The organism is Streptomyces sp. NPDC127190, from assembly GCF_042672505.1.
GTDB lineage: Bacteria > Actinomycetota > Actinomycetes > Streptomycetales > Streptomycetaceae > Streptomyces.
The window spans coordinates 139,512-160,014 of the sequence record NZ_JBHXVE010000008.1 but is presented as its reverse complement, the minus strand read 5'-3'; the positions used below and the strand labels follow the sequence as shown (position 1 = coordinate 160,014).

Below are 20,503 nucleotides of genomic sequence, written 5' to 3'. Positions count from 1 at the left end.
GGGCCGGGGGGGGGGGGGCGGCCCGGGGGGGGGGCGCGGGGCCCGGCCGGCTCCCCGCCGGGCCCCGGGAGGGGCGGCGGGGGCGGCCCGGGCGGGCCCGCCCCCCCCCGCGCGGTAGGTCCGTCAGCCGGGCTCTCCGGCGAAGACATGCAGGAACGCGTCGCAGAACGCCTTCAGATCGTCCGGCTTACGGCTGGTCACCAGCTGGTTGGAGCCGTGGTCGCAGATCTTGACCCGCTCGTCCACCCAGGTGCCGCCCGCGTTGCGGATGTCCGTGCGCAGGCTGGGCCACGAGGTCAGCACCCGGCCCCGTACGACGTCCGCCTCCACCAGCGTCCACGGGGCGTGGCAGATCGCCGCGACCGGCCGGCCTCCCTCGAAGAAGTCCCGGACGAAGGCGACGGCCTTCTCGTCCATCCGCAGGAAGTCCGGATTGGCCACCCCGCCCGGCAGCACCAGCCCGCCGAACGAGCCCGCCGAGGTCTCGCCCACCACCTCGTCCACGGGGAACGTGTCCGCCTTGTCCAGATGGTCGAACGCCTGGATCTCCCCGGCCTTCGTCGACACCAGCACCGGTTCGTGCCCGGCGTCGGAGGCCGCCTTCCACGGCTCGGTCAGCTCCACCTGCTCGACGCCCTCGGGCGCCACCAGAAACGCGATACGCACGATTCTCCGCCTCCTTTCACCGGTTCCGTTTCCTCGCCCGCGCCGCCCGCCGGCAGCGCAGCAGCTCCTCGCCGTACGGCAGCAGCACACACGCGCCGATCGCCAGGCCGATCCCCGCCAGATATCCGGGGGACAGCGGCCGCCGGCGGCGGACCAGACGCCACGCGTCCGGGTCGCCGCGCCCGCCCCGCAGCAGTGACCGCACCTGGTCGGAGTGCAGGCACATCAGCGAGGCCAGCCCGCCGAACGGCAGCGACTCCAGAAAGCTGTGGATGTGCTGCTCGACCGGCCGCACCTCGCGGTCGCTGTCCACGGCCGTGCGTACGTCCCACAGCGCGGTCGCCTCGTGCACCGCGGCCGCGCCGAGCTGCACGGCCAGCAGCAGCGGGTTCACCTCGTAGCGCAGGGTCAGCGCGATGGGCAGGCCGACCTCCGCCATCATCAGCGAGTGGATCAGGGACTCCTTCGTCCCCGCCGTGTCCTCGATCCGGGTCCGCCGGTGCATCGCCCAGTCGGCGAGCCCCGGCACGAACCAGCCGGGCAGCAGCCCGTAGAGCAGAAACCGCGTGGTGACATCACCGACGTCCACGGTCGTGCCGCGCGCGATGTCCGCCGCCTGGTCTCGGCTCATGCGCCGCCCACCAGCGCCTCGGCCAGCTGGCTCACCGTGTCGAAGCGGTCCCCGTGCGGCAGCCGGGCCACCCCGTCGACCAGGGCGCCGGGCGCGTTGCCCCGGCGCAGCGACCGGGCCAGATCCCCGGCCCGGGCCGGGAACGCGTGCCGGCTCAGGTGCCGGGCCAGCTCCAGTCGCGTCCGCTCCAGCGACGCCGGTGCGCCCAGTCCGCCCACCGGTCCGCTGGTCACCTCCGGGTCGTCGTCGGCGGCCGGCTCCACGTCGTGCCACTCCTCGACCCGCGTCGGATGCCCGGACCGCAGCATGCCCCGCAGCTCGTGCTTCATCTCGTCGTCCCGGTGGACGTTCAACCGGTCACTGCCTCGCTGCATGTCCTCCTCCAAGAGGGTCGAAGATCCGCATCGTGGCCACCGATCGGCTCGGTGCGCACACGCGTACCCGTCCAGACAGCCGCATAACAGCCCGTCCCCGACGAGTGCCGGGCGCGGATACGGGAGCCCGCGCACCGGCTGCGAGCAGCTACGATGCGCGGGTGAACACCTACTGGCACGTCGCCCTTCCGCCGCTCGGCGCCTGAGGGCGCAGGCAGCGACGACCGGCTTCCGGCCCCGACCGGCCCCACCGGGCGGTCAGGGGTTCCTGTCGTGCGCCCGTTTCGATGCGAAGTCCCGAAACGCCGTGACGACAGAAGGCCACGACCGTGACCATGCCGGACCACACCACCCTCACCACTGCTGCCGCGCCCGCCGCAACGCGCCCGCGCCGTTCCCGCCCCCGCCTCCTCGGCGGACCCGCACCGATCCTCGCCTCGGCCGTGCTGTGGGGCACGACCGGGACCGCGGGCTCCCTGGCGCCGGCCGGCGCACCGGCCGCGGCCATCGGCTGCGCCGGGCTCGCGCTCAGCGGGCTGCTGCTGCTCCTCACCGCCCGCGGCGCCCGCTCGCTGCCGGCCGCCTGCACCCGCGCCGAGCGCCGGCTGCTCGTCGTGGGCGCCCTCGCGGTGGCCGGGTATCCCGTCACCTTCTACCCGGCGGTCGCCCGCACCGGGGTGGCCGTGGCCACCGTGATCGCACTGGGCAGCGCACCGGTCTTCACCGGCCTGCTGTGCTGGCTCACCGGCCGGTCCCGGCCGACCGCACGCTGGACCGGCGCCACCGCGGCCGCCGTCCTCGGCTGCACCCTTCTGGTGCTGGGCCCCACCCTCAGCGGTGCCACAGCCCCGACGGACCTCGTCGGCATCGCGCTCGCCGCGGGCGCCGGGCTGTCCTACGCCGGCTACTCGCTGATCGCCGGCACCCTCATCACCCGCGGACACCCGTCCGGCGCGGTCATGGGCGTGCTCTTCGGCGCGGCCGGGCTGCTCTGCGTCCCGCTCGTCCTGGCCGCCGGCCCGCACTGGCTCGGCACCGTCCGGGGCGCCGCGGTGGCGGGCTACCTGGCCCTGTTCAGCGGCTTCCTGGCCTACCGGCTCTTCGGACACGGGCTGCGCCGCACCCCGGCGTCGGTCGCGACGACACTGACCCTGGCCGAGCCCGCCGTGGCCGCGGTCCTGGGCGTCACCGTCCTCGGCGAGACCCTGCCCGCCGCCTCCTGGTGCGGGCTGGCCGTCCTCGCCCTCGGCCTGACCGCCCTGACGCTTCCCGGCCGTCGCGGCTAGGGTCTCCGCCCGGGTTCCTGCCGGTGCCGCGTGGTGTACGAGCGCCACGCGCTAGTGCTTGTCGCGGCCCGGCAGGAACTCCTGCATCTTCGCCTTCAGCCCCTGCTTGATGACCGAGCCACGGTCCGCGTCGCCCTTCAGGATGGACGCGGCCGTCGCCTCCATCTGCTCCCAGGTGGCGTGCGGCGGAATCGGGGGTACGGCGGGATCGGTGAGGAACTCGATCACGGCCGGCCCGTCGGCGGCCAGCGCCGCCCGCCAGCCCGCCTCGACGTCCTCGGGCTTCTCCACCCGCACCCCGGTCAGCCCCAGCGACCGCGCGAAGGCCGCGTACTGCACGTCCGGGATCTCCTGCGAGGGCAGGAAGGAGGGAGCACCCTCCATCGCCCGCATCTCCCAGGTCACCTGGTTCAGATCGCGGTTGTTCCACACGCCCACCACCAGCCGCGGATCCGACCAGCGGTCCTGGTACTTCGCCGCGGTGATCATCTCCGCCAGCCCGTTCATCTGCATCGCGCCATCGCCGACCAGCGCGACCACCGGACGGTCCGGGTGCGCGAACTTCGCCCCGATCGCGTACGGCACCCCCGGCCCCATCGTCGCCAGCGTCCCCGACAGCGAACCGCGCATGCCGGGCCGCATGGTGATGTGCCGGGCGTACCAGTTCGCCACCGAGCCCGAGTCCGAGGTCAGGATCGCGTCGTCCGGCAGCAGCGGGTCCAGCGCCCGGGCGACGTACTCCGGGTTGATCGGGTCCGCGGACAGCCCGGCCCGCCGCTCCATCGTCTCGTGCCAGCGCCGTACGTTCGCGCACACCGTGTCGTACCACTCGCGCCCGCCCCGGTCGGCGTTCAGCAGCGGGATCAGCCGCCGCAGCGTCGCCCGGGCGTCGCCGACCAGGTTCACCTCGTACGGATACCGCATGCCGATCATGTGCGGGTCGATGTCGATCTGCACCCCGCGCGCCTTGCCGAACTCCGGCATGAACTGCGTGTACGGGAAGGACGAACCGATGGTCAGCAGGGTGTCGCAGTCCCGCATCAGCTCGTACGACGGCCGGCTGCCCAGCAGTCCGATCGGCCCGGTGACGTACGGCAGCTCGTCACTGAGCACGTCCTTGCCGAGCAGCGCCTTCGCGACGCCCGCGCCGAGCAGCTCGGCGATCTCCTGCACCTCCGCGACCGCGCCGGCCGCGCCCTGCCCGACGAGGATCGCCACCTTGTCGCCCGCGTTCAGCACGTCCGCCGCGCGGCGCAGCGCATCGTCCGTCGGCGTGGCCGTGTACTCGCTCATGCCCAGGCTGGAGGGCACCATCTTGAACGCGTGCGTCGGCGGCGAGTAGTCCAGCTCCTGCACATCGCCGGGGATGATCAGCGCCGTCGGGGAGCGCCGCGCGTAGGCCGTGCGGATCGCCCGGTCCAGCACGTTCGGCAGCTGCTCGGGCACCGTCACGGTCTCCACGAAGTCCGAGGCGACGTCCTTGTACAGCGTGTGCAGGTCGACTTCCTGCTGGTAGGAGCCGCCCATCGCGGTCCGGTTCGTCTGGCCGACGATCGCCAGCACCGGCACATGGTCCAGCTTGGCGTCGTACAGCCCGTTCAGCAGATGGATGGCGCCCGGCCCTGAGGTCGCCGCGCACACCCCGATACGGCCGCTGAACTTCGCGAACCCGACCGCCTCGAAGGCGGACATCTCCTCGTGCCGGGACTGGATGAACCGGGGCTTGTCCTCGGCCCGGCCCCAGGCGGCGAGCAGCCCGTTGATGCCGTCGCCGGGATAGCCGAAGACCTGCTCCACGCCCCAGGCGCGCAGCCGCTCCAGAATGTGGTCGGAGACCTTGGTGCTCATCGAGGGGACCTCCCCGTGCATGCGGAACGGACGATCCGGTCAGCGGATACCGAGTCACCTGGGCGGCGGCCGGAAAACCTCCGGGAGGCGGCGGGCGGTCCCGCTGTCACCCGGCCGGCCGCGTCTGTCCCGCGAATGGGCTCCGGCCGCGCGCGGTACGCCGCCCGCCGGGCTGTGATGGCAGCGAGGGCACACGCGCCGCGCAACCGCCGTACCGCCGTCCGCCCCTCGTTGTCCGTCACCGCTCGCCGAGGAGCCCGCCGATGCGCAGCACCGCCCGCGCCCTGTCCGTCGCCCTCGCCGTGGGCGCCTCGCTCGCCATAGCCGGGCCCGCCGCCGGTGCGGACCTTGCCGCCGAGGCCGGCCCCGGCGCTATCTCCCTCACCTGCGATTCCGTGGGCGACCCGGCGGGCGGCGGCGCGGACACCGCGTCCGGCGTCGACGGTGCCTGCCCCGCCGCCCCCGGCAAGGCCGCCCAGCCCTGGAGCGCCCGCCCCGAACCGTCCGGCCACGGCGACGCCCCGGGGAACGCTCGCGGCGACACCCCTGGTGACACTCACGGTGACACCCATGCCGACCCCCACGGGGACACCCGCCCCCTCCTCCCCGAGTACGACGACCACGGCTGCCGTGAGCCGCGCACCGACGACGGCTGCGCCCCGGCCGCGGTGCAGCACGGAGTCGGGGCCGGAACCGGAGGCAGCCTCGGCGGCTCGGTCCCCGCGCTGGTGGCCGGCGGCATCCTCGTCGCCGGGGCCGGCGCGGGAGCCGCCTACCGGCTGCGGGGCCGCCTGCGGCGCACCGGCGGGCCGGGGCGGGCATGACCCGGCGGACCACGGACCACGCACCGCGGCACACGCCGGACCGCCCACGGAAAACCGCATCACACCAACCGCAGAACACGGACCGCGGAACACAGAACACGGAACGCACTACGCGGAACACGGAATACACCGAACGGTAGGCGGTAGACGGTAGAGCAACACGGACTGCGCGGAGGCGGACATGCGGCGGACGGACCCCGAGGACCACGGACCCGTCCGCTACGGCCCACCCCTGCCCGGCGACGGCCTCCCCGTGCTCCCCGAACTCTCCGCCGTCCTCGCCGCGGCCGCGCACCGCACCGACGCCCAGCCCGTCGGCGGCGCCCCCGCCCTGCTGGAGGCGGCCTGCGGCTACTGGACCCGGCGCGGCCTGCCCAGCATCCCCGACCAGGTGGCCGCCGGCCCCGGCGCCCCGGCGCTGCTGCTCGCGCTGACCGCCGCACTCGCCGGCGACGGCGCCGACGTTCTCGTGCCCCGCCCCTGCGCCGCCTGGTGGGCTCCCTACGCCAGGCTCCTCGGCCGGCCCGTCTTCCATGTGCCCACGCCCGCCGAGAGCGGCGGCGTCCCCGACCCGTACGCCCTGCTGGAGACCGTCCGCCGGGTCCGCGCGGAGGGCGGTGACCCGCGGCTGCTGGTGCTGTCGGTCGCCGACGACCCCACCGCCACCGTCGCCCCGCCCGAACTGCTGCACGAGACCGTCGAGGCCGCCGCGGACGAGGGCCTGTACCTGGTCAGCGACGAGACCTGGCGGGACACCGTGCACGCCCCCCGCGAGACCGTGCTGCTCAGCCCCGCCGAGATGCGGCCCGACCGGGTCGTCGTCGTCACCGACCTGGCCGGCGCCCTGCTGCCGCCCGGCTGGCCCGCCGCCGTGGCCCGCTTCCCCGCCACCGACACCGGACGGCACCTCCACGCGCGCGTGCTCGACATCCTCACCGCGCTCGGCGCACGGATCGCCGCCCCGCTCGCCGCGGCCGCCGGCTACGCCCTCGACGAACCCGAACCCCTCTTCGCCCGCCGCGAGGCCACCGTACGGCTGCACGCGCGGGTGGCCGCCGCCGCGCACGCCGCGGTCGTGGCCGGCGGGGCGCGGGCCCGGCCGCCGCAGGCCGGGCGCCACCTCTACGCCGACCTCGGCCCGCTGCGCGAGGTGCTCGCGGACCGCGGCGTCGGCGACGCACAGGAGCTGGAGGACCTCCTCACCGCCCGGCTGGGCATGCCCGCGCCCGGCGGCCACCGCTTCGGCGACGACCTCGGCGCGCTGCGCGTACGCCTCGCCACCGGGCCCCTGCTGGGCGGCACGGACGAGGAACGCGCGGAATGCCTCACGTCACCCGAGCCGTTGGAACTGCCCCATGTGCACCGCGCATTGATCTCCTTGAGGTCTGTCTTCGACGATCTCCGCGACGACGCTTAAGCGATGGGAGCCTCCTCGATGACGCAGCAGACGCAAGAGCCCGGACCGGCCCGGATGGCTCCCACCGCCTCCCTGCCCGGCGCGCCGGCTCCCCTGGCGGCCCCCTTCCCCCCGCTGGCCGAACCCCGCCCGCTCGGCGAACACCGCGTGTGGCCCCGCACCTTCCACGACCGGCTCACCGCCCCCCTGCCCGGCCTGAAGGCCCTGGCCCGGTTCGCCCGCGAGGGCGCCGTACGCCCCCGCCCCGACGGCCTCGCCGACATCTCCCGGCTGCCGTACGCCCCCGCCGCGCTGCCCCGCGTCGGCACCCGCGGCCTCGCCGTGACCTGGGCCGGACACGCCAGCTGGATCGTGCGCATCGGCGGGCTCACCGTGCTCACCGACCCCGTCTGGTCCCGTCGGATCCTCGGCACCCCCGCCCGTATCACCCCCGTGGGCGTGCCCTGGGACACCCTGCCCCGGGTCGACGCCGTGGTCATCAGCCACAACCACTACGACCACCTGGACGCCCCCACCCTGCGCCGGCTCCCGCGCGACACGCCCGTGTTCGTCCCGGCCGGCCTCGGCCGCTGGTTCCTGCGCCGCCGGTTCGGCTGCGTCACCGAGCTGGACTGGTGGGAGGGGGCCGAACTGTCCGGGGTCCGCTTCGACTTCGTCCCCGCCCACCACTGGTCCAAGCGCACCCTGACCGACACCTGCCACAGCCTCTGGGGCGGCTGGGTGCTCACCTCGGCGGAGGGACAGCGCCTCTACTTCGCCGGCGACACCGGATACGGCCACTGGTTCTCCCGCATCGGCCGCCGCTACCCCGGCATCGACCTCGCCCTGATGCCCATCGGCGCCTACGACCCCCGGTGGTGGCTCAGCGACGTCCACTGCGACCCGGAGGAGGCGGTCCGGGCCACCCTCGACCTGGGCGCCCGCCGGATGGCCCCCATGCACTGGGGCACCTTCATCCTCTCGGCCGAGCCGGTCCTGGAACCCCTCACCAGGGTGCGGACGGCCTGGGAGAAGGCGGGACTCGACCGGGAGAACCTGTGGGATCTGCCGGTGGGAGCCTCCGGGGTGCTCGAGTGAGGCGCTACCGCAACCGGCGCACCACACCCGGCGCCGCACTGAACAGCACGGTCAGCCCCACCGCCACCACCACGCCCTCCCAGGGTTCCGGGAACAGCGAACCGCCCAGAACCCCGATCACCTGATAGGTGGCCGCCCACGCCAGACAGGCGACCGCGTTGCCCCGGGAGAACCGCCGCAGCGGCCACTCCGCCAGCAGACAGGCCAGCATCACCGGCACCCGCCCGGCGGGCACCAGCCGGGACAGCACCAGCACCGCGACCCCGTGCTCGGCCAGCCTGGTCCGCGCCTGGTCCAGCCGCTCCTCAGGCGCCCGCGACCGGATCGCCTCCAGCCACCGCGAACCGTTCCTCGACCGCAGCCCCCGCCGCCCCAGCCAGTACAGCGCCGCGTCGCCCAGGAAGGCGGCCAGCGACGCCGTCACGAAGACCAACGCCAGCGAGAACGGCGCCGTCTGATGGAACGCCACCACCGCCGCCGAACTCACCAGCGCCCCCGTCGGCACCACCGGCACCAGCGCGCCGATCAGCACCAGCAGGAACAACGACGGATAGCCGAGCGCCTGTTGCGTCGACTCCGGCGGCACCGGCCGGGCCTCACCCGCGGCCAGGGCTATCGCGGACAGCCAGCTCACCGGGCGAACTCCAGCCGTACGCTCTCCCCGTGCCCGAGCCGGTGCACCGCCACCGACGGCGCGGCCACCGCCGCCAGCCGCACGAACTCGTCACCCGGCGCATGGAACTCGTGCGGCCGGACCGCGTCCATGCCGAGGGGCCAGTACGTCCCGTAGTGCACCGGTACCGCGGCCCGCGGCGCCAGCCGGGCCAGCGCCCGCGCCGCCCGCCCCGCGTCCAGATGCCCCTCGCCGAGATACGGCCCCCAGCCGCCCACCGGCAGCAGCGCCACGTCCACCGGCCCGACCCGCTCGGCCATCGCGTCGAACAGCCCGGTGTCCCCGGCGAAGTAGGTCCGGGCCTCGCCCGTCACCACGTAACCGAGCGCGGGGGAGCGGCGCGGGCCCACCGGCAGCCGCCGCCCGTCGTGCAGGGCCGGCACCACCCGCACCGACACCCCGCCGGCCCGCACCTCGTCCCCGGGGACCACCTCGGTCAGGCGCAGGTGCCGCAGCCGGCGCAGGCCCGGGACCGCCCGTGGTGCGCCCCGGGGCACGAGCAGGCGCGTGCCCGGGGCCAGCGCCGCCAGCGACGGCGGATGCAGATGGTCGGCGTGCAGATGGGAGACGAGCACCAGGTCCGCGCGGCGGGCCTCGGCGGGCGGCACGGCACCGCGGCGGCGGCGCAGATGCGCCAGCCGGCGGGCGAACAGCGGATCGGTGAGCACCCGTGTGTTCGCGTCCTCCACCGTGCAGGTGGCATGGCCCCACCAGGTGATCTCCACCGGCACCCTCTTCGCCCCCTTCGCGCGACTCCCCGAAGCCTACGGGCAGGAGTAGGGTCGGCGGCGAAACCCGGAGGTGAGGGGGACGCCATGGGACAGCCACGGGGTGCCTTCGGCGTGCGCACGCCGGTACGGATCACCACCATCGCCAGCCTCACCCCGCTGGAGCAGCTGGAGGCCGACCCCTTCCTGGTGGACTCCCGCAGCCAGCACGCCATGTGCGCCCGCTGGGCGGCCGAACACGGCTATGTCGTCGCCCGGGAACTTCTCCTCGGCGGGCTGCGTTACGACCATTGCGCACTGTGGGAAGGGGTGCGGCCCGGGGTGGACGTGTTCGTCGCGCCCAGCCTGCGGGTGCTCGAGCGCGCCCTGTCCTCGGTGGAGGCGTTCACCGCCGAGTGCGCACGGCGCGGGGTGCGCGTGGAGACGGTGGGGCGGGCCGAACCGTCGTACGACGCCCAGATGAAGGCGCGGGTGCACCGCCGCCTGTCCATGCCGACGGCCGGGTACGACGGACGCTGACCCGGGGGCCCGGCCCGCGGTTCCGGCCGTGTGACAAGGTGGGGGGCGGCCCCGAATCGGTCGAGCGGGGCCGGGATGCGAGGGGTGCGGGGCGTGCGGGGTGTGCGATGGCGGCGGGTCGTCGGTCAGGTCGGGCGCAGTGTCGCCGTATGGGCGGTGTCCACCCTCACCATGCTGGTCCTCGCCGCGGCCCTGCCCGACTTCCAGCTCCAGTCCGCCGACGGTGACAGCGCCACCCGCATCGCCGTCACGGCCGCCTGCGGCGCGGGGGCGTTCGGCGTCCTGTCGGCCGTGGTGTGGCCGCTGCTGGTGCGGCTGCTGCTGCTCGTCCCGGCCCTCGTCCTCGGCCTGCTGGTCTTCTTCCTCAACGGCTCCCTGCTGCTGCTCGCCCTGCGCATCAACCCCTCCGGCCGGGGCGCGGCCGCCCCGGAGACCGCCGTCATCGTGGCCGCCGTGATGTCCGCCGTCGCCTCGGCCACCGGCGCCGCCCTCGCCGTCCGGGACGACGAGGCCTACCGGCGCCGGCTGCACCGCCTCGCCGCCCGCCGCCGCAGACCGGGCCCGGGCTGCCCCGCGACGCCCGGCCTGCTCGTCGTCCAGCTCGACGGGGTCGGTCACGACGTCCTCACCGGGGCCGTCCGCACGGGGCTGATGCCCACGGTCGCCCGCTGGCTGGCGGCGGAGCAGCCGGACACCGAGGACGGTGCGCGGGCGGCCGCCGACCGCACCCCGCCGACGCACCTCCTCACCCCCTGGCGCACCGACTGGTCCAGCCAGACCGGCGCCAGCCAGCTCGGCATCCTGCACGGCAGCACCTTCGACGTGCCGGCCTTCCGCTGGTACGAGAAGGACCGGGGCGAGGTGATGGTGTGCAACCGGCCCGCGAGCGCCATCGAGTTGCAGCGCCGCGCCGTGCTGCGCACCGGTGACGGCGGACTGCTCGCCGTCGACGGCGCCAGCCGCGGCAACCTGTTCAGCGGCGGCGCCGGCGAACAGGCCCTCGTGCTGTCCATCGCGGTCCGCCGCCGAGACCGGGAGAACCGTTCCCGCGCCGGCTACTTCGCCTACTTCTCCGACCCGGCCAACGCCGTCCGCACCGCCCTGTCCTTCGTCGCCGAGGTGGCCCGGGAGACCGGCCAGTCCGTCCGCGCCCGCCTTTGCCGGCAGCGCCCACGGGTGAGCCGCGGCGGCCTCTACCCCCTGGTCCGCGCCTTCGCCACCGTCGTGGAACGCGATGTCGTCGTCGCCGCGGTGATGGGCGACATGCTCGCCGGCCGTACCGCCGTCTACGCCGACCTCGTCGCCTACGACGAGGTGGCCCACCACTCCGGCCCGCACAGCCGCGACGCCGAGAAGGTCCTCCAGCGCCTCGACCGGTCCCTCGCCCTCCTCGAACGGGTCGCCGAACACGCCCCGCGCCCCTACCGGATCGTGGTCCTCTCCGACCACGGGCAGAGCCCCGGCGAAACCTTCCGCTCCCGCTACGGCCTCACCCTCGGCGACCTCGTCCGGGCCGGCTGCGGACTGCCCGTACCGCGCCGGGCGGAACGCACACACAGCGGCGCCGAGGCCCGGGCCGCCGTCCGGGCCGCCCTGGGCCGGCCCGTGGAGGAGCACCGCGAGCAGCACCGGCCCGCCCGCGGCACCGAGCCGATCGTGCTCGCCTCCGGCAACCTCGGACTGGTCGCCTTCCCGGACGTGCCCCACCGCATGACCAAAGAGGAGATCGACGCCCGCCATCCCGCCCTGCTCGGCACCCTCGCCGACCACCCGGGCATCGGCTTCCTGCTGGTGCGCAGCGCCGAGCACGACGGCCTGGTGCTCGGCGCGCACGGCGTCCAGATCCCGCTGGCCGACCTCGACACCGACCCCGGCCCGCTGGCCCGCTTCGGCCCCGGCGCGGCCGACGCCGTCCGCCGCACCCACAGCTTCCCGCACACCGCCGACATCATGGTCAACTCCGCCTACGACCCCGCCGACGGCGAAGTCCTCGCCTTCGAGGAGCAGATCGGCTCCCACGGCGGGCTGGGCGGCGCCCAGTCCCGGCCGTTCCTGCTGTCGCCGCTGACACTGTCCGCACCGGCCGACGACGGGGCGGAACCGGTCGGCGCCGAGGCGGTGCACCGCATCCTGCGCCGCTGGCTGGCCGAGCTGAACGGCCCCCAGGTCCCGCTCGGCACGGCCGCCGAGGAGGAACGGGCCGCCTGAAGCCGGGCCGCTTCGCGCGCCGTTCACCGCGCGGAGTGACGGTCTTCGGCCTGCGCGGAGCGCGGATGTGATCGGATAGGGCACGGAAGACCCGCACAACGCGACTTCACGTGAAAGGAACCAACGTGGCCACCACGCGCACCGCGCACACCGAATGGGAAGGCAACCTGCTCGAGGGGAACGGCGTCGTCACCTTCGACTCCTCCGGCATCGGCTCGCAGCCGGTGTCGTGGCCGTCGCGCGCCGAGCAGGCGAACGGCAAGACCAGCCCCGAGGAGCTGATCGCCGCCGCCCACTCCAGCTGCTTCTCCATGGCCCTCTCGCACGGCCTGGCCGGCGCCGGCACCCCGCCCACCCGGCTGGAGACCAAGGCCGACGTCACCTTCCAGCCCGGTGAGGGCATCACCGGCATCCACCTCACCGTGCGCGGCGAGGTGCCCGGCCTGGACGCGGAGGGCTTCGCCTCGGCCGCCGAGGACGCCAAGAAGAACTGCCCGGTCAGCCAGGCCCTGGCCGGTACGACCATCACCCTGACGGCCGAGCTGGCCTGACGCCCGCGCGCCGCCGGATGCCGCGTCCCCGCCGGGGGGCGCGGCATCGCCGTTCCTGGGCACCCGTGCATTGACAAGGCCGTACGCACGTCCTGTGCTGGAGGTGCGCCCGGGTGGAAGGGGACGGATCATGGCACGAGCGGTCGGGATCGATCTCGGGACGACGAACTCGGTGGTGGCCGTCCTGGAGGGCGGCGAGCCCACGGTCGTCGCCAACGCCGAGGGCGCGCGCACCACCCCCTCCGTGGTGGCGTTCGCGAAGAACGGCGAGGTACTGGTCGGCGAGGTCGCCAAGCGGCAGGCCGTGACCAACGTGGAGCGCACCGCCCGCTCGGTGAAACGGCACATGGGCGACGCGGCCTGGCGCTTCCCCGAGCAGGGCTCGGTGGACGGCACCCGGTTCCGCGCCCAGGAGCTGTCCGCGCGGGTGTTGCAGAAGCTGAAGCGGGACGCGGAGGCCTACCTCGGCGAGGACGTCACGGACGCGGTGATCACCGTACCGGCGTACTTCGACGACACCCAGCGGCAGGCGACCAAGGAGGCCGGCGAGATCGCGGGCCTGAAGGTGCTGCGGATCATCAACGAGCCGACCGCCGCCGCCCTCGCCTACGGCCTGGACCGCGGCGAGGAGCAGACGGTCCTCGTCTTCGACCTGGGCGGCGGCACCTTCGACGTGTCCCTGCTGGAGATCGGCGAGGGCGTCATCGAGGTCAAGGCCACCAACGGCGACACCCACCTGGGCGGCGACGACTGGGACCAGCGGATCGTGGAGCACCTGGTGCAGCGGTTCAAGGGGCAGTACGGCATCGATCTCGCCGCCGACAAGATGGCGGTGCAGCGGCTCCGGGAGGCCGCCGAGAAGGCCAAGATCGAGCTGTCCTCCTCCACCGAGACCTCGATCAACCTGCCCTACATCACCGCGTCCGCCGAGGGCCCGCTGCACCTGGACGAGAAGCTCACCCGTGCCCAGTTCCAGGAGCTGACCGCCGACCTGCTGGAGCGCTGCACGACCCCCTTCCACCAGGCGGTCCGGGACGCCGGGGTGCAGCTGTCCGCGATCGACCACGTCATCCTGGTCGGCGGCTCCACCCGGATGCCCGCCGTCACCGACCTGGTCCGCGACCTCACCGGCAAGGACCCGCACAAGGGCGTCAACCCCGACGAGGTCGTCGCCGTCGGCGCCGCTCTCCAGGCGGGCGTGCTGCGCGGCGACGTCAAGGACGTCCTGCTGCTGGACGTCACCCCGCTGTCCCTGGGCATCGAGACCAAGGGCGGCATCATGACCAAGCTGATCGAGCGCAACACCACGATCCCCACCCGCCGCTCGGAGATCTTCACCACCGCCGAGGACAACCAGCCCTCCGTCGCCATCCAGGTCTACCAGGGCGAACGTGAGATCGCCGCCTACAACAAGAAGCTCGGCGTCTTCGACCTCACCGGGCTGCCGCCCGCCCCGCGCGGCGTCCCGCAGATCGAGGTCGCGTTCGACATCGACGCCAACGGCATCATGCACGTCTCCGCCAAGGACCTCGCCACCGGCCGCGAACAGAAGATGACCGTCACCGGCGGCTCCGCGCTGCCCAAGGACGACATCGACCGCATGATGCGGGAGGCGGAGCAGTACGCCGAGGAGGACCGGCGGCGCCGCGAGACCGCGGAGACCCGCAACCAGGCCGAGCAACTCGTGTACCAGACCGAGAAGTTCCTCCGCGACAACCACGACCGCGTGCCCGACGCCACCCGCGGCGAGGTCGAGGAGGCCGTCGGCGCGCTGAAGACCCTGCTGGAACAGAACGCCGACACGGCCGCCCTGCGCTCCGGCGTCGAGCGACTCGCCACCGTCAGCCAGCGGATGGGCCAGGCGATGTACGAGTCCGCCGCCGCGCAGGGCAGCTCCGGCCCGGCCACGGAACAGAGCACGGCCCCCGACGAGGAGGGCGTGGTCGACGCCGAGATCGTCGACGAGGACCGGGATGCCAAGGGAGGCGCCGCCTGACCCCCCGACGCAGGTCGGCGGCGGGCCTCAGCAGGCGTCGCGGAACTCCTCCAGCAGCTTCAGGGTGCGCTGGGCGGACGCGGCGCGGGCCGTCATATGGTCCAGCACCTCCAGATGCGCGCCGACCTCCCGGCGTGCGTCCAGATACAGGGCGCCGGTCAGGTACTCGGTGAACACCATGTCCGGCAGCTCCGGCTCGGCGAACCGGAACAGCGTGAACGGCGCGTACGTCCCCGGATGCGGGCCCGCGGAGAACTCGGCTATCTGGAGCGTGATCCGGTCCCGCCGGGCGCACTCCAGCAGCCGGTCCAGCTGGTCCCGCATCACCTCGGGGCGCGCGCTCACCGGGCGCCGGAGCACCGTCTCGTCCATGATCACCCACACGTGGGGCGAGTCGTCCCGCTCCAGCAGCCGCTGCCGCTCCATCCGCAGCGACACATGGCGCTCTATGCTGTCCGGCCGCGACTGCCCGATGGTCCCGGCCTCCAGCACGGCCCGGGCGTACTCCTCCGTCTGGAGCAGGCCCGGCACGAAGTGCGGCTCGTAGGAGCGGATGATCCGGGCGGCGCCCTCCAGGCTGACGTACAGGCTGAACCAGTCCGGCAGCACATCGTGGAACCGCTGCCACCAGCCCGGCTGGTTCGCCTCCTCGGCCAGCCGGACGAAAGCGGCCGCCTCCTCCTCGGGCACCCCGTAGGTGGCCAGCAGCACCTGCACGTAGGGGATCTTCAGGGCGACCTCGGCCATTTCCATGCGCCGCACGGTCGCCGACGCCACCCGCAGGACCCGGGCGGCCTCGTCCCGGCCGAGCCCCGCCGCCTCCCGCAGCTCCTGCAACCGCTTGCCGAGCACCACCTGGCCCACGGTGGGCGCAGCCCGCCGTTCGCTCACGCCACGCCCTCCCCATGCGCCGCCGTACCCGGGCAGTCTGTCATGTGATCGCGTTCCGCACACCGGTGCCGGCCGCCCGGAGGGCCGCGCTGTCCTCAACCGGCCAGTGTGTGCAGGTATTTGCTCGTCGCCGGGTCCGCGGGCAGGAAGGTCTCGATGGCCAGCTCGGCGACCGTGACGTCCATCGGCGTGTTGAAGGTGGAGATCGACGACACGAACGACAGGACCCGGCCGTCGTGCTCGATCCGCAGGGGCAGAGCGAAGTACGGCACCGGCGCCTCGGGTTCGCCGCCGGGCGCCGGGTCGGGCACCGGGTAGGCGGCGACCTCCTCGTACAGGGCGCGCAGCGGCTCCGAGCGGTGCAGGGCGAGCTGCCGCTCCATCTGGGCCAGCAGATGGCCGCGCCACTCCGGCAGGTTCCGGATGCGCGGCGCCAGCCCCTCGGGGTGCAGGGTCAGCCGCATCGCGTTCGGCGTAGGGGACATCAGCCGCTCCGGCACGCCCTCCAGCAGCATCGCGATGCCCCGGTTCGCGGCGACGACCGTGTACGTGGCGTCCACCACCAGCGCCGGGTACGGCTCGTAGCCCTGGATGAGGCGTTCCATGCCGTCGCGCAGCGCGTCCAGCGCCGGGTCGTCCAGCGGCGTCTCCGGATAGTGCGGGGCGTAACCGGCCGCCAGCAGCAGCGCGTTGCGCTCGCGCACCGGCACGTCCAGATGCTCCGCCAGCCGCAGCACCATCTCCTCGCTGGGCCGGGACCGGCCGGTCTCCACGAAGGAGATGTGCCGGGCCGAGGAGTCCGCGCGGAGCGCGAGTTCCAGCTGGGAGACGCGGCGCCGTTCGCGCCAGGCGCGCAGCAGCGGGCCCACACCCTTGCCGGTGCCGGCGGCGGACGGGGCGGGAGCGGACACGGCGGTCGTCATGCCGCCGACCCTAGCCGAGCGGCGGGCGCCGGGACGAGCCCGTCCGGACCCGGGCCTGCGCACCCGGGTTGCGGGCGTGGCAGGCTGAACACATACGCCCGACCGCCCGCCAGGAAGGGAGACAGCCCATGGCCGTCGAACCGCTGTCGCAGAAGGAGATCGAGGACCGGCTCGCCGAACTGCCCGGCTGGTCGGTGGACGGCGACCGGCTCACCCGCACCTACCGGCTCGACTCGCACATCGCCGCGGCGGCGCTGGTCATGCACATCGCCGGCATCCAGAACGAGCTGAACCACCACTCCGACCTCACCCTCGGCTACAACACCGTCTCGCTCACCGTGCACACACACAGCGCGGGCGGCGCCCTCACCGCGAAGGACTTCGGTCTCGCCCGCAAGGTGGAGGACGTCGCGCCGGCTCACGGCGCACACTGAGGGGCGTGCTGGACTACGACAAGGAAGCCGACGTCTACGACGCGTCCCGGGGCGGCGAGGCCCGCGCCGAAGCGGCCGCCCGAGCGGTGCTCTCGCTGATCCCCGAGGGGCCCGGCCGGCTCCTCGACGCCGGCTGCGGCACCGGTATCGTCACCCGCCGGCTCGCGGCCGCCCGGCCCGGGCTGCGGGTGACCGGCACCGATCTCGCCCCGGCGATGACCCGGATGGCGGCGGCCCGGGTGCCCGGCGCGATCCTGCGGGCCGACAGCCGCCGGCTGCCCTTCCGCAGCAGCACCTTCGACGTGGTCACCAGCATCTGGCTGCTGCATCTGCTGTCCGGCGCCGACGTGGGCGCGGTCGTCGCCGAGTGCGCCCGGCTGCTGCGGCCCGGCGGTGTCTATGTCACCACCGTCGACAAGGCCGCCGCCCATGACGTCGGCAGCGACATCGACACCGTCCTCGCCCCCCGGCCGCGCCGCCCCGCCCAGGACGCCACCGCCGCGGTCACCGCGCACGCCGCCCGGCACGGGCTCCGGCCGGCCGGACACACCTCCTTCCCGGGCATCGGCCAGGGCCGCAGCCCCCGCAGCACCATCGCCGACCTGCGCCGGGGCTGGTTCACCCTGCTGCCGCCGGGGGAGCCGGACACGGAGGAGTTCGCGGCCCGCCTGTCCCGCCTCCCGGACCAGGACCGCCCCCGCCCCGACCCGGTCTTCGCCCTGCGAGCGTTCCGCAAGCCGATGGCTGAGTGAGGCCACCGCGAGCTGCGGGGCGCCTTTGCCGTGAGCGTCAACCGACCGTGCAGGTCCGGCCGTTGAGGGTGAACGACGTCGGGCCGGAGTTGGCGGACGACCAGCTTCCGGTGAAGCCGAAGGCCACCGAGGAGCCTGCCGCCACGGTGCCGTTCCAGCTCAGGTTCTTCGCGCTCACCGTCGCGCCCGACTGTGTGTAGTCGGCGTTCCACAGTTGGGTGATCTTCTGGCCGTCGGCGAAGGACCAGTTCAGCGTCCAGCCGGACCACGCGTCCGGGCCGGTGTCGGTCACCCGCACATCGGCCTGGAAGCCGCCCGACCACTGGTTGGTGACCTTGTACGCCACCGCGCAGCCGCCGGACGAGGGCGGAGTCGTACCCCCGCCGTCGCCGCCACCCGTGTCGGAGGTGTCGCCGTAGATGACCCCCCGGCCGTTGGTGGACACGTACACGCGGCCGTACACCCGCGGGTCACCGGTGATCGCGGTGCCCGTCCAGCCCCACTGGTGGGCGTCGTCGTTGATCCGGGTCCAGGTCGCGCCCTTGTCCGTGGAGCGGAAGATGCCGCGCACACCGCCGATCCGCGCGCTGGTGAAGAGCGTCCGGTACGAGGCTCCCGGCGCCGCCTTGCCGAAGCCGATGGTGTCGGCCTGCTCGACGTTCGGCAGCCTGGTGAAGCTCGCACCGCCGTCGGTGGAGTGCCACAGGCCGTACGCGCCGTCCGCCGCGCCGCCCGCCAGCCACACATCGCCCTTGGTGCCCGGCAGCGCCTTGAAGCGGACGCTGTCGCCGCTCGGCAGGCCGGATGCCGCAGAGGCGGTGAAGGTCGCGCCGCCGTCCGTGCTGACGTAGAACGTGCCGGACTTGAAGCCGTAGAACGTCCTGGGGTCGACGCGGTCCGACGCGACGGTGGCGCCGGCCGGGATGCCGCTGGACGCCGACCAGGACGAGCCGAGGTCCGTCGTGTACCGCACCCCCGTGCCGGCGGGGCTCCACACGAACCGGCTGCCGTCGGCGGCCGCCGCCACCGTGCCGCCGCCGCCGACCCCGGAAGGATCCGTGCCGCCGGACCAGTTGGCGCCGTTGTCGGTCGAGAACGCGATGTGCGGGCCGGAGTCGAGATCGCCGACGCGGACCACGATGTCGGGGTTGCTCTCCGCGAAGTCCAGGCTGGTGGTCGTGGTGAAGGTCGGCGAGGTGTACATCAGCGACGGCACCTTCGTCAGGTCCGTGTGCCGGAAGCCGCCGATGTCACCGAGCGCGCTGAACAGCCGGGCGTCGCCGGACGGCGGGGACGCCAGGTCGTTCACCGCGGTCTCCTCCAGCCCCTGCACCATGGGCTTCACCGTGAATGTGCCGCCGCTGTCCCACCGGGTCAGGTTCTCGGTGCCGAACAGCGTCGCACCCGTGCCGTACATCATCCGGTCCGAGTCGAACGGGTCGATCTCCAGTGACTCCGTCATCCAGCCCAGCTTCGGCGTCTGCTCGGGCGGGGACGGGTGCGCGCCGAAGCTCAGCCAGGGGGAGGAGGACACATCGAGGGTGTACCGGTTCGAGCGGGTGGGGTACGACGTGTAGTCCCAGGCCTTGGTCCAGGTGGCCCCGCTGTCGGTGGAGCGGAAGATCTGGGTGTCCGGCCACCAGGAGCTGTACGCGGTGGCCATGAGGGTGGACGGGTGCTGACGGTCGACGGTCACCCCGCTGAACCCGTAGGAGGTGTCCGACTCCGCGACCGGGCTGATGTCCGTCCAGGTCCCGGTCGCCGTCGCATACCGAAACAGCCGGCCCTTGCCTCCGTCGTACGGGCCGCCCTTGTCGCTGTAGGCGACGTACAGATAGCCGTTCGCGGCGTCCAGCACGCCCTTGTGCGGCAGATAGCCCGTCGGCTGCCCGGCCAGCCGGGTCCAGGTGGCGCCCGCGTCCGTCGAGCGGTACACCGCGTTGTCCTTGTCGGCGACCCCGACATAGATGGTCCTGGTGGCGCTGCCCGCCGTCCCGGTCGACTCGTCGAAGGTGACCCAGCCGATCCCCTGGTTGTCACTGGCGTAACCGGTGGTGTCCGTCGGGTCCTGCTGGTAGTTCCCGGGGTTCGGGAAAGCCGTCACCTGCGACCAGGTCGCTCCGGAGTCCGTGGACCGCCACAGGCCCTTGCCGCTCGGCGCGCCCAGATAGAGCACGCTGTCCTTGTTCGGGTCGATCGCGAGCCGCTCGCCCATGCCCCGTCCGGGCATGTTGCCGCCCAGCTTGAACGGCAGGTCCGCCTTCTGCCAGGTCGCCCCCCGGTCCGAGGAGCGCAGCACCGCCCCGTTCGTCGGGTCCCAGCTGTTGGTGTACGTGCCCACCGCCGCGTACACCTTGTCGGGGTTCACGGAGTCGGACGCCAGGCCGGTCACGCCCATGTGTCCCCAGTCCGTCCAGCCGACCGAGTCCAGCAGCGGCGTCCAGGTCTTGGTCGACTGCTGCCAGCGGTAGGCGCCGCCGATGTCGGTGCGGGCGTAGACCAGGTTCCTCTCGGAGCGGTTGAAGACGATCCCGGGGACGAAACCGCCGCCGTCGATCCGGGCGTTGTGCCAGGTGTACGTGTCCGCCGCGAGCGTCGCCCGTGGGGCGGGGCCCGAGGCCAGCGCGGGCGGGGTGCCGGCGAGCAGGCCGGCGGCCAGCGCCAGCACGGCGGTCAGGATGCGGGTTCTGCGCACGATCGGAGTC

General features: G+C 73.9%; 18 protein-coding genes and 1 pseudogene. 10 read left to right on the top strand and 9 right to left on the bottom strand.

Annotation, left to right across the window (positions count from 1 at the left end):
- Positions 1-123: 123 nt before the first annotated feature.
- The 3 genes from ACFVIU_RS15200 to ACFVIU_RS15190 are packed head-to-tail and all read right to left on the bottom strand — an operon-like array spanning position 124 to position 1,671.
- Positions 124-666 carry a type 1 glutamine amidotransferase domain-containing protein gene (locus tag ACFVIU_RS15200; RefSeq protein WP_385842897.1) on the bottom strand — a complete coding sequence of 181 codons (543 nt, stop codon included), beginning with the start codon at positions 664-666 and terminating at the stop codon, positions 124-126.
- Between the two features lie 16 nt (positions 667-682).
- Positions 683-1,297 (bottom strand): diguanylate cyclase, encoded by a 615-nt coding sequence (locus tag ACFVIU_RS15195; RefSeq protein WP_385842896.1) that lies wholly within the window; start codon positions 1,295-1,297, stop codon positions 683-685.
- Complete coding sequence (locus ACFVIU_RS15190) at positions 1,294-1,671, bottom strand: DUF2795 domain-containing protein (RefSeq protein ID WP_385842895.1); 378 nt, start codon at positions 1,669-1,671, stop codon at positions 1,294-1,296. The genes ACFVIU_RS15195 and ACFVIU_RS15190 overlap by 4 nt, the downstream gene beginning before the upstream one ends.
- A gap of 335 nt (positions 1,672-2,006) precedes the next feature.
- Between ACFVIU_RS15190 and ACFVIU_RS15185 the strand changes: the two genes are divergently transcribed.
- Positions 2,007-2,957 carry an EamA family transporter gene (locus ACFVIU_RS15185; protein WP_385843023.1) on the top strand — a complete coding sequence of 317 codons (951 nt, stop codon included), beginning with the start codon at positions 2,007-2,009 and terminating at the stop codon, positions 2,955-2,957.
- 51 nt (positions 2,958-3,008) lie between these two features.
- Here ACFVIU_RS15185 and ACFVIU_RS15180 read toward each other — a convergent pair whose 3' ends face one another.
- Positions 3,009-4,805, bottom strand: coding sequence for a thiamine pyrophosphate-requiring protein (locus ACFVIU_RS15180; protein ID WP_385842894.1), 1,797 nt, complete (start codon positions 4,803-4,805; stop codon positions 3,009-3,011).
- A gap of 263 nt (positions 4,806-5,068) precedes the next feature.
- Here ACFVIU_RS15180 and ACFVIU_RS15175 point away from each other — a divergent pair, with 263 nt between their 5' ends.
- The 3 genes and pseudogenes from ACFVIU_RS15175 (at position 5,069) to ACFVIU_RS15165 (ending at position 8,123) form a co-directional block, all read left to right on the top strand.
- Positions 5,069-5,629 carry a hypothetical protein gene (locus ACFVIU_RS15175; protein WP_385842893.1) on the top strand — a complete coding sequence of 187 codons (561 nt, stop codon included), beginning with the start codon at positions 5,069-5,071 and terminating at the stop codon, positions 5,627-5,629.
- A 181-nt stretch (positions 5,630-5,810) separates the two neighbouring features.
- A pseudogene (locus ACFVIU_RS15170) lies at positions 5,811-7,068 on the top strand (aminotransferase class I/II-fold pyridoxal phosphate-dependent enzyme).
- A complete protein-coding gene (locus ACFVIU_RS15165) occupies positions 7,065-8,123 on the top strand; it encodes an MBL fold metallo-hydrolase (RefSeq protein WP_385842892.1) in 1,059 nt (352 codons plus the stop codon). Before ACFVIU_RS15170 ends, ACFVIU_RS15165 begins: the two are co-directional and overlap by 4 nt.
- 4 nt (positions 8,124-8,127) lie before the next feature.
- Here ACFVIU_RS15165 and ACFVIU_RS15160 read toward each other — a convergent pair whose 3' ends face one another.
- On the bottom strand, positions 8,128-8,748 hold the full coding sequence (locus tag ACFVIU_RS15160; RefSeq protein WP_385843022.1) for a DedA family protein: 621 nt from the start codon (positions 8,746-8,748) through the stop codon (positions 8,128-8,130).
- A gap of 5 nt (positions 8,749-8,753) precedes the next feature.
- A complete protein-coding gene (locus ACFVIU_RS15155; protein WP_385842891.1) occupies positions 8,754-9,527 on the bottom strand; it encodes an MBL fold metallo-hydrolase in 774 nt (257 codons plus the stop codon).
- A gap of 84 nt (positions 9,528-9,611) precedes the next feature.
- Here ACFVIU_RS15155 and ACFVIU_RS15150 point away from each other — a divergent pair, with 84 nt between their 5' ends.
- The 4 genes from ACFVIU_RS15150 (at position 9,612) to dnaK (ending at position 14,798) form a co-directional block, all read left to right on the top strand.
- Positions 9,612-10,043 carry a hypothetical protein gene (locus ACFVIU_RS15150; RefSeq protein WP_385842890.1) on the top strand — a complete coding sequence of 144 codons (432 nt, stop codon included), beginning with the start codon at positions 9,612-9,614 and terminating at the stop codon, positions 10,041-10,043.
- 93 nt (positions 10,044-10,136) lie between these two features.
- On the top strand, positions 10,137-12,251 hold the full coding sequence (locus ACFVIU_RS15145) for a phage holin family protein (RefSeq protein WP_385842889.1): 2,115 nt from the start codon (positions 10,137-10,139) through the stop codon (positions 12,249-12,251).
- 125 nt (positions 12,252-12,376) lie between these two features.
- Positions 12,377-12,802 (top strand): OsmC family protein, encoded by a 426-nt coding sequence (locus tag ACFVIU_RS15140; protein WP_385842888.1) that lies wholly within the window; start codon positions 12,377-12,379, stop codon positions 12,800-12,802.
- A 130-nt stretch (positions 12,803-12,932) separates the two neighbouring features.
- The gene (gene dnaK / locus ACFVIU_RS15135) at positions 12,933-14,798 is read left to right on the top strand and encodes a molecular chaperone DnaK (RefSeq protein WP_385842887.1); all 1,866 of its coding nucleotides are present in this window, start codon (positions 12,933-12,935) and stop codon (positions 14,796-14,798) included.
- 27 nt (positions 14,799-14,825) lie between these two features.
- Here dnaK and ACFVIU_RS15130 read toward each other — a convergent pair whose 3' ends face one another.
- Together ACFVIU_RS15130 and ACFVIU_RS15125 are read right to left on the bottom strand one after the other, a co-directional pair.
- On the bottom strand, positions 14,826-15,689 hold the full coding sequence (locus tag ACFVIU_RS15130) for a helix-turn-helix domain-containing protein (protein ID WP_385842886.1): 864 nt from the start codon (positions 15,687-15,689) through the stop codon (positions 14,826-14,828).
- Positions 15,690-15,784: 95 nt separating this feature from the next.
- Positions 15,785-16,612, bottom strand: a complete 828-nt coding sequence (locus ACFVIU_RS15125; RefSeq protein ID WP_385842885.1) for a helix-turn-helix domain-containing protein — start codon at positions 16,610-16,612, stop codon at positions 15,785-15,787.
- 128 nt (positions 16,613-16,740) lie between these two features.
- Here ACFVIU_RS15125 and ACFVIU_RS15120 point away from each other — a divergent pair, with 128 nt between their 5' ends.
- Positions 16,741-17,046, top strand: a complete 306-nt coding sequence (locus ACFVIU_RS15120) for a 4a-hydroxytetrahydrobiopterin dehydratase (protein ID WP_385842884.1) — start codon at positions 16,741-16,743, stop codon at positions 17,044-17,046.
- Between the two features lie 5 nt (positions 17,047-17,051).
- The gene (locus ACFVIU_RS15115) at positions 17,052-17,798 is read left to right on the top strand and encodes a class I SAM-dependent methyltransferase (RefSeq protein ID WP_385842883.1); all 747 of its coding nucleotides are present in this window, start codon (positions 17,052-17,054) and stop codon (positions 17,796-17,798) included.
- A gap of 37 nt (positions 17,799-17,835) precedes the next feature.
- On the opposite strand, the gene ACFVIU_RS15110 is transcribed toward ACFVIU_RS15115, so the two are convergent.
- Positions 17,836-20,493 (bottom strand): cellulose binding domain-containing protein, encoded by a 2,658-nt coding sequence (locus tag ACFVIU_RS15110; protein WP_385842882.1) that lies wholly within the window; start codon positions 20,491-20,493, stop codon positions 17,836-17,838.
- Positions 20,494-20,503 lie beyond the last annotated feature (10 nt).

Excerpts from the sequence above, each read along its gene's own strand:
- ACFVIU_RS15195 (WP_385842896.1), bottom strand. The coding sequence starts at position 1,297 with ATGAGCCGAGACCAGGCGGCGGACATCGCGCGCGGCACGACCGTGGAC.
- dnaK (WP_385842887.1), top strand. The coding sequence starts at position 12,933 with ATGGCACGAGCGGTCGGGATCGATCTCGGGACGACGAACTCGGTGGTG.
- ACFVIU_RS15165 (WP_385842892.1), top strand. The coding sequence starts at position 7,065 with ATGACGCAGCAGACGCAAGAGCCCGGACCGGCCCGGATGGCTCCCACC.
- ACFVIU_RS15180 (WP_385842894.1), bottom strand. The coding sequence starts at position 4,805 with ATGAGCACCAAGGTCTCCGACCACATTCTGGAGCGGCTGCGCGCCTGG.
- ACFVIU_RS15150 (WP_385842890.1), top strand. The coding sequence starts at position 9,612 with ATGGGACAGCCACGGGGTGCCTTCGGCGTGCGCACGCCGGTACGGATC.
- ACFVIU_RS15185 (WP_385843023.1), top strand. The coding sequence starts at position 2,007 with ATGCCGGACCACACCACCCTCACCACTGCTGCCGCGCCCGCCGCAACG.
- ACFVIU_RS15125 (WP_385842885.1), bottom strand. The coding sequence starts at position 16,612 with ATGACGACCGCCGTGTCCGCTCCCGCCCCGTCCGCCGCCGGCACCGGC.
- ACFVIU_RS15175 (WP_385842893.1), top strand. The coding sequence starts at position 5,069 with ATGCGCAGCACCGCCCGCGCCCTGTCCGTCGCCCTCGCCGTGGGCGCC.
- ACFVIU_RS15190 (WP_385842895.1), bottom strand. The coding sequence starts at position 1,671 with ATGCAGCGAGGCAGTGACCGGTTGAACGTCCACCGGGACGACGAGATG.
- ACFVIU_RS15120 (WP_385842884.1), top strand. The coding sequence starts at position 16,741 with ATGGCCGTCGAACCGCTGTCGCAGAAGGAGATCGAGGACCGGCTCGCC.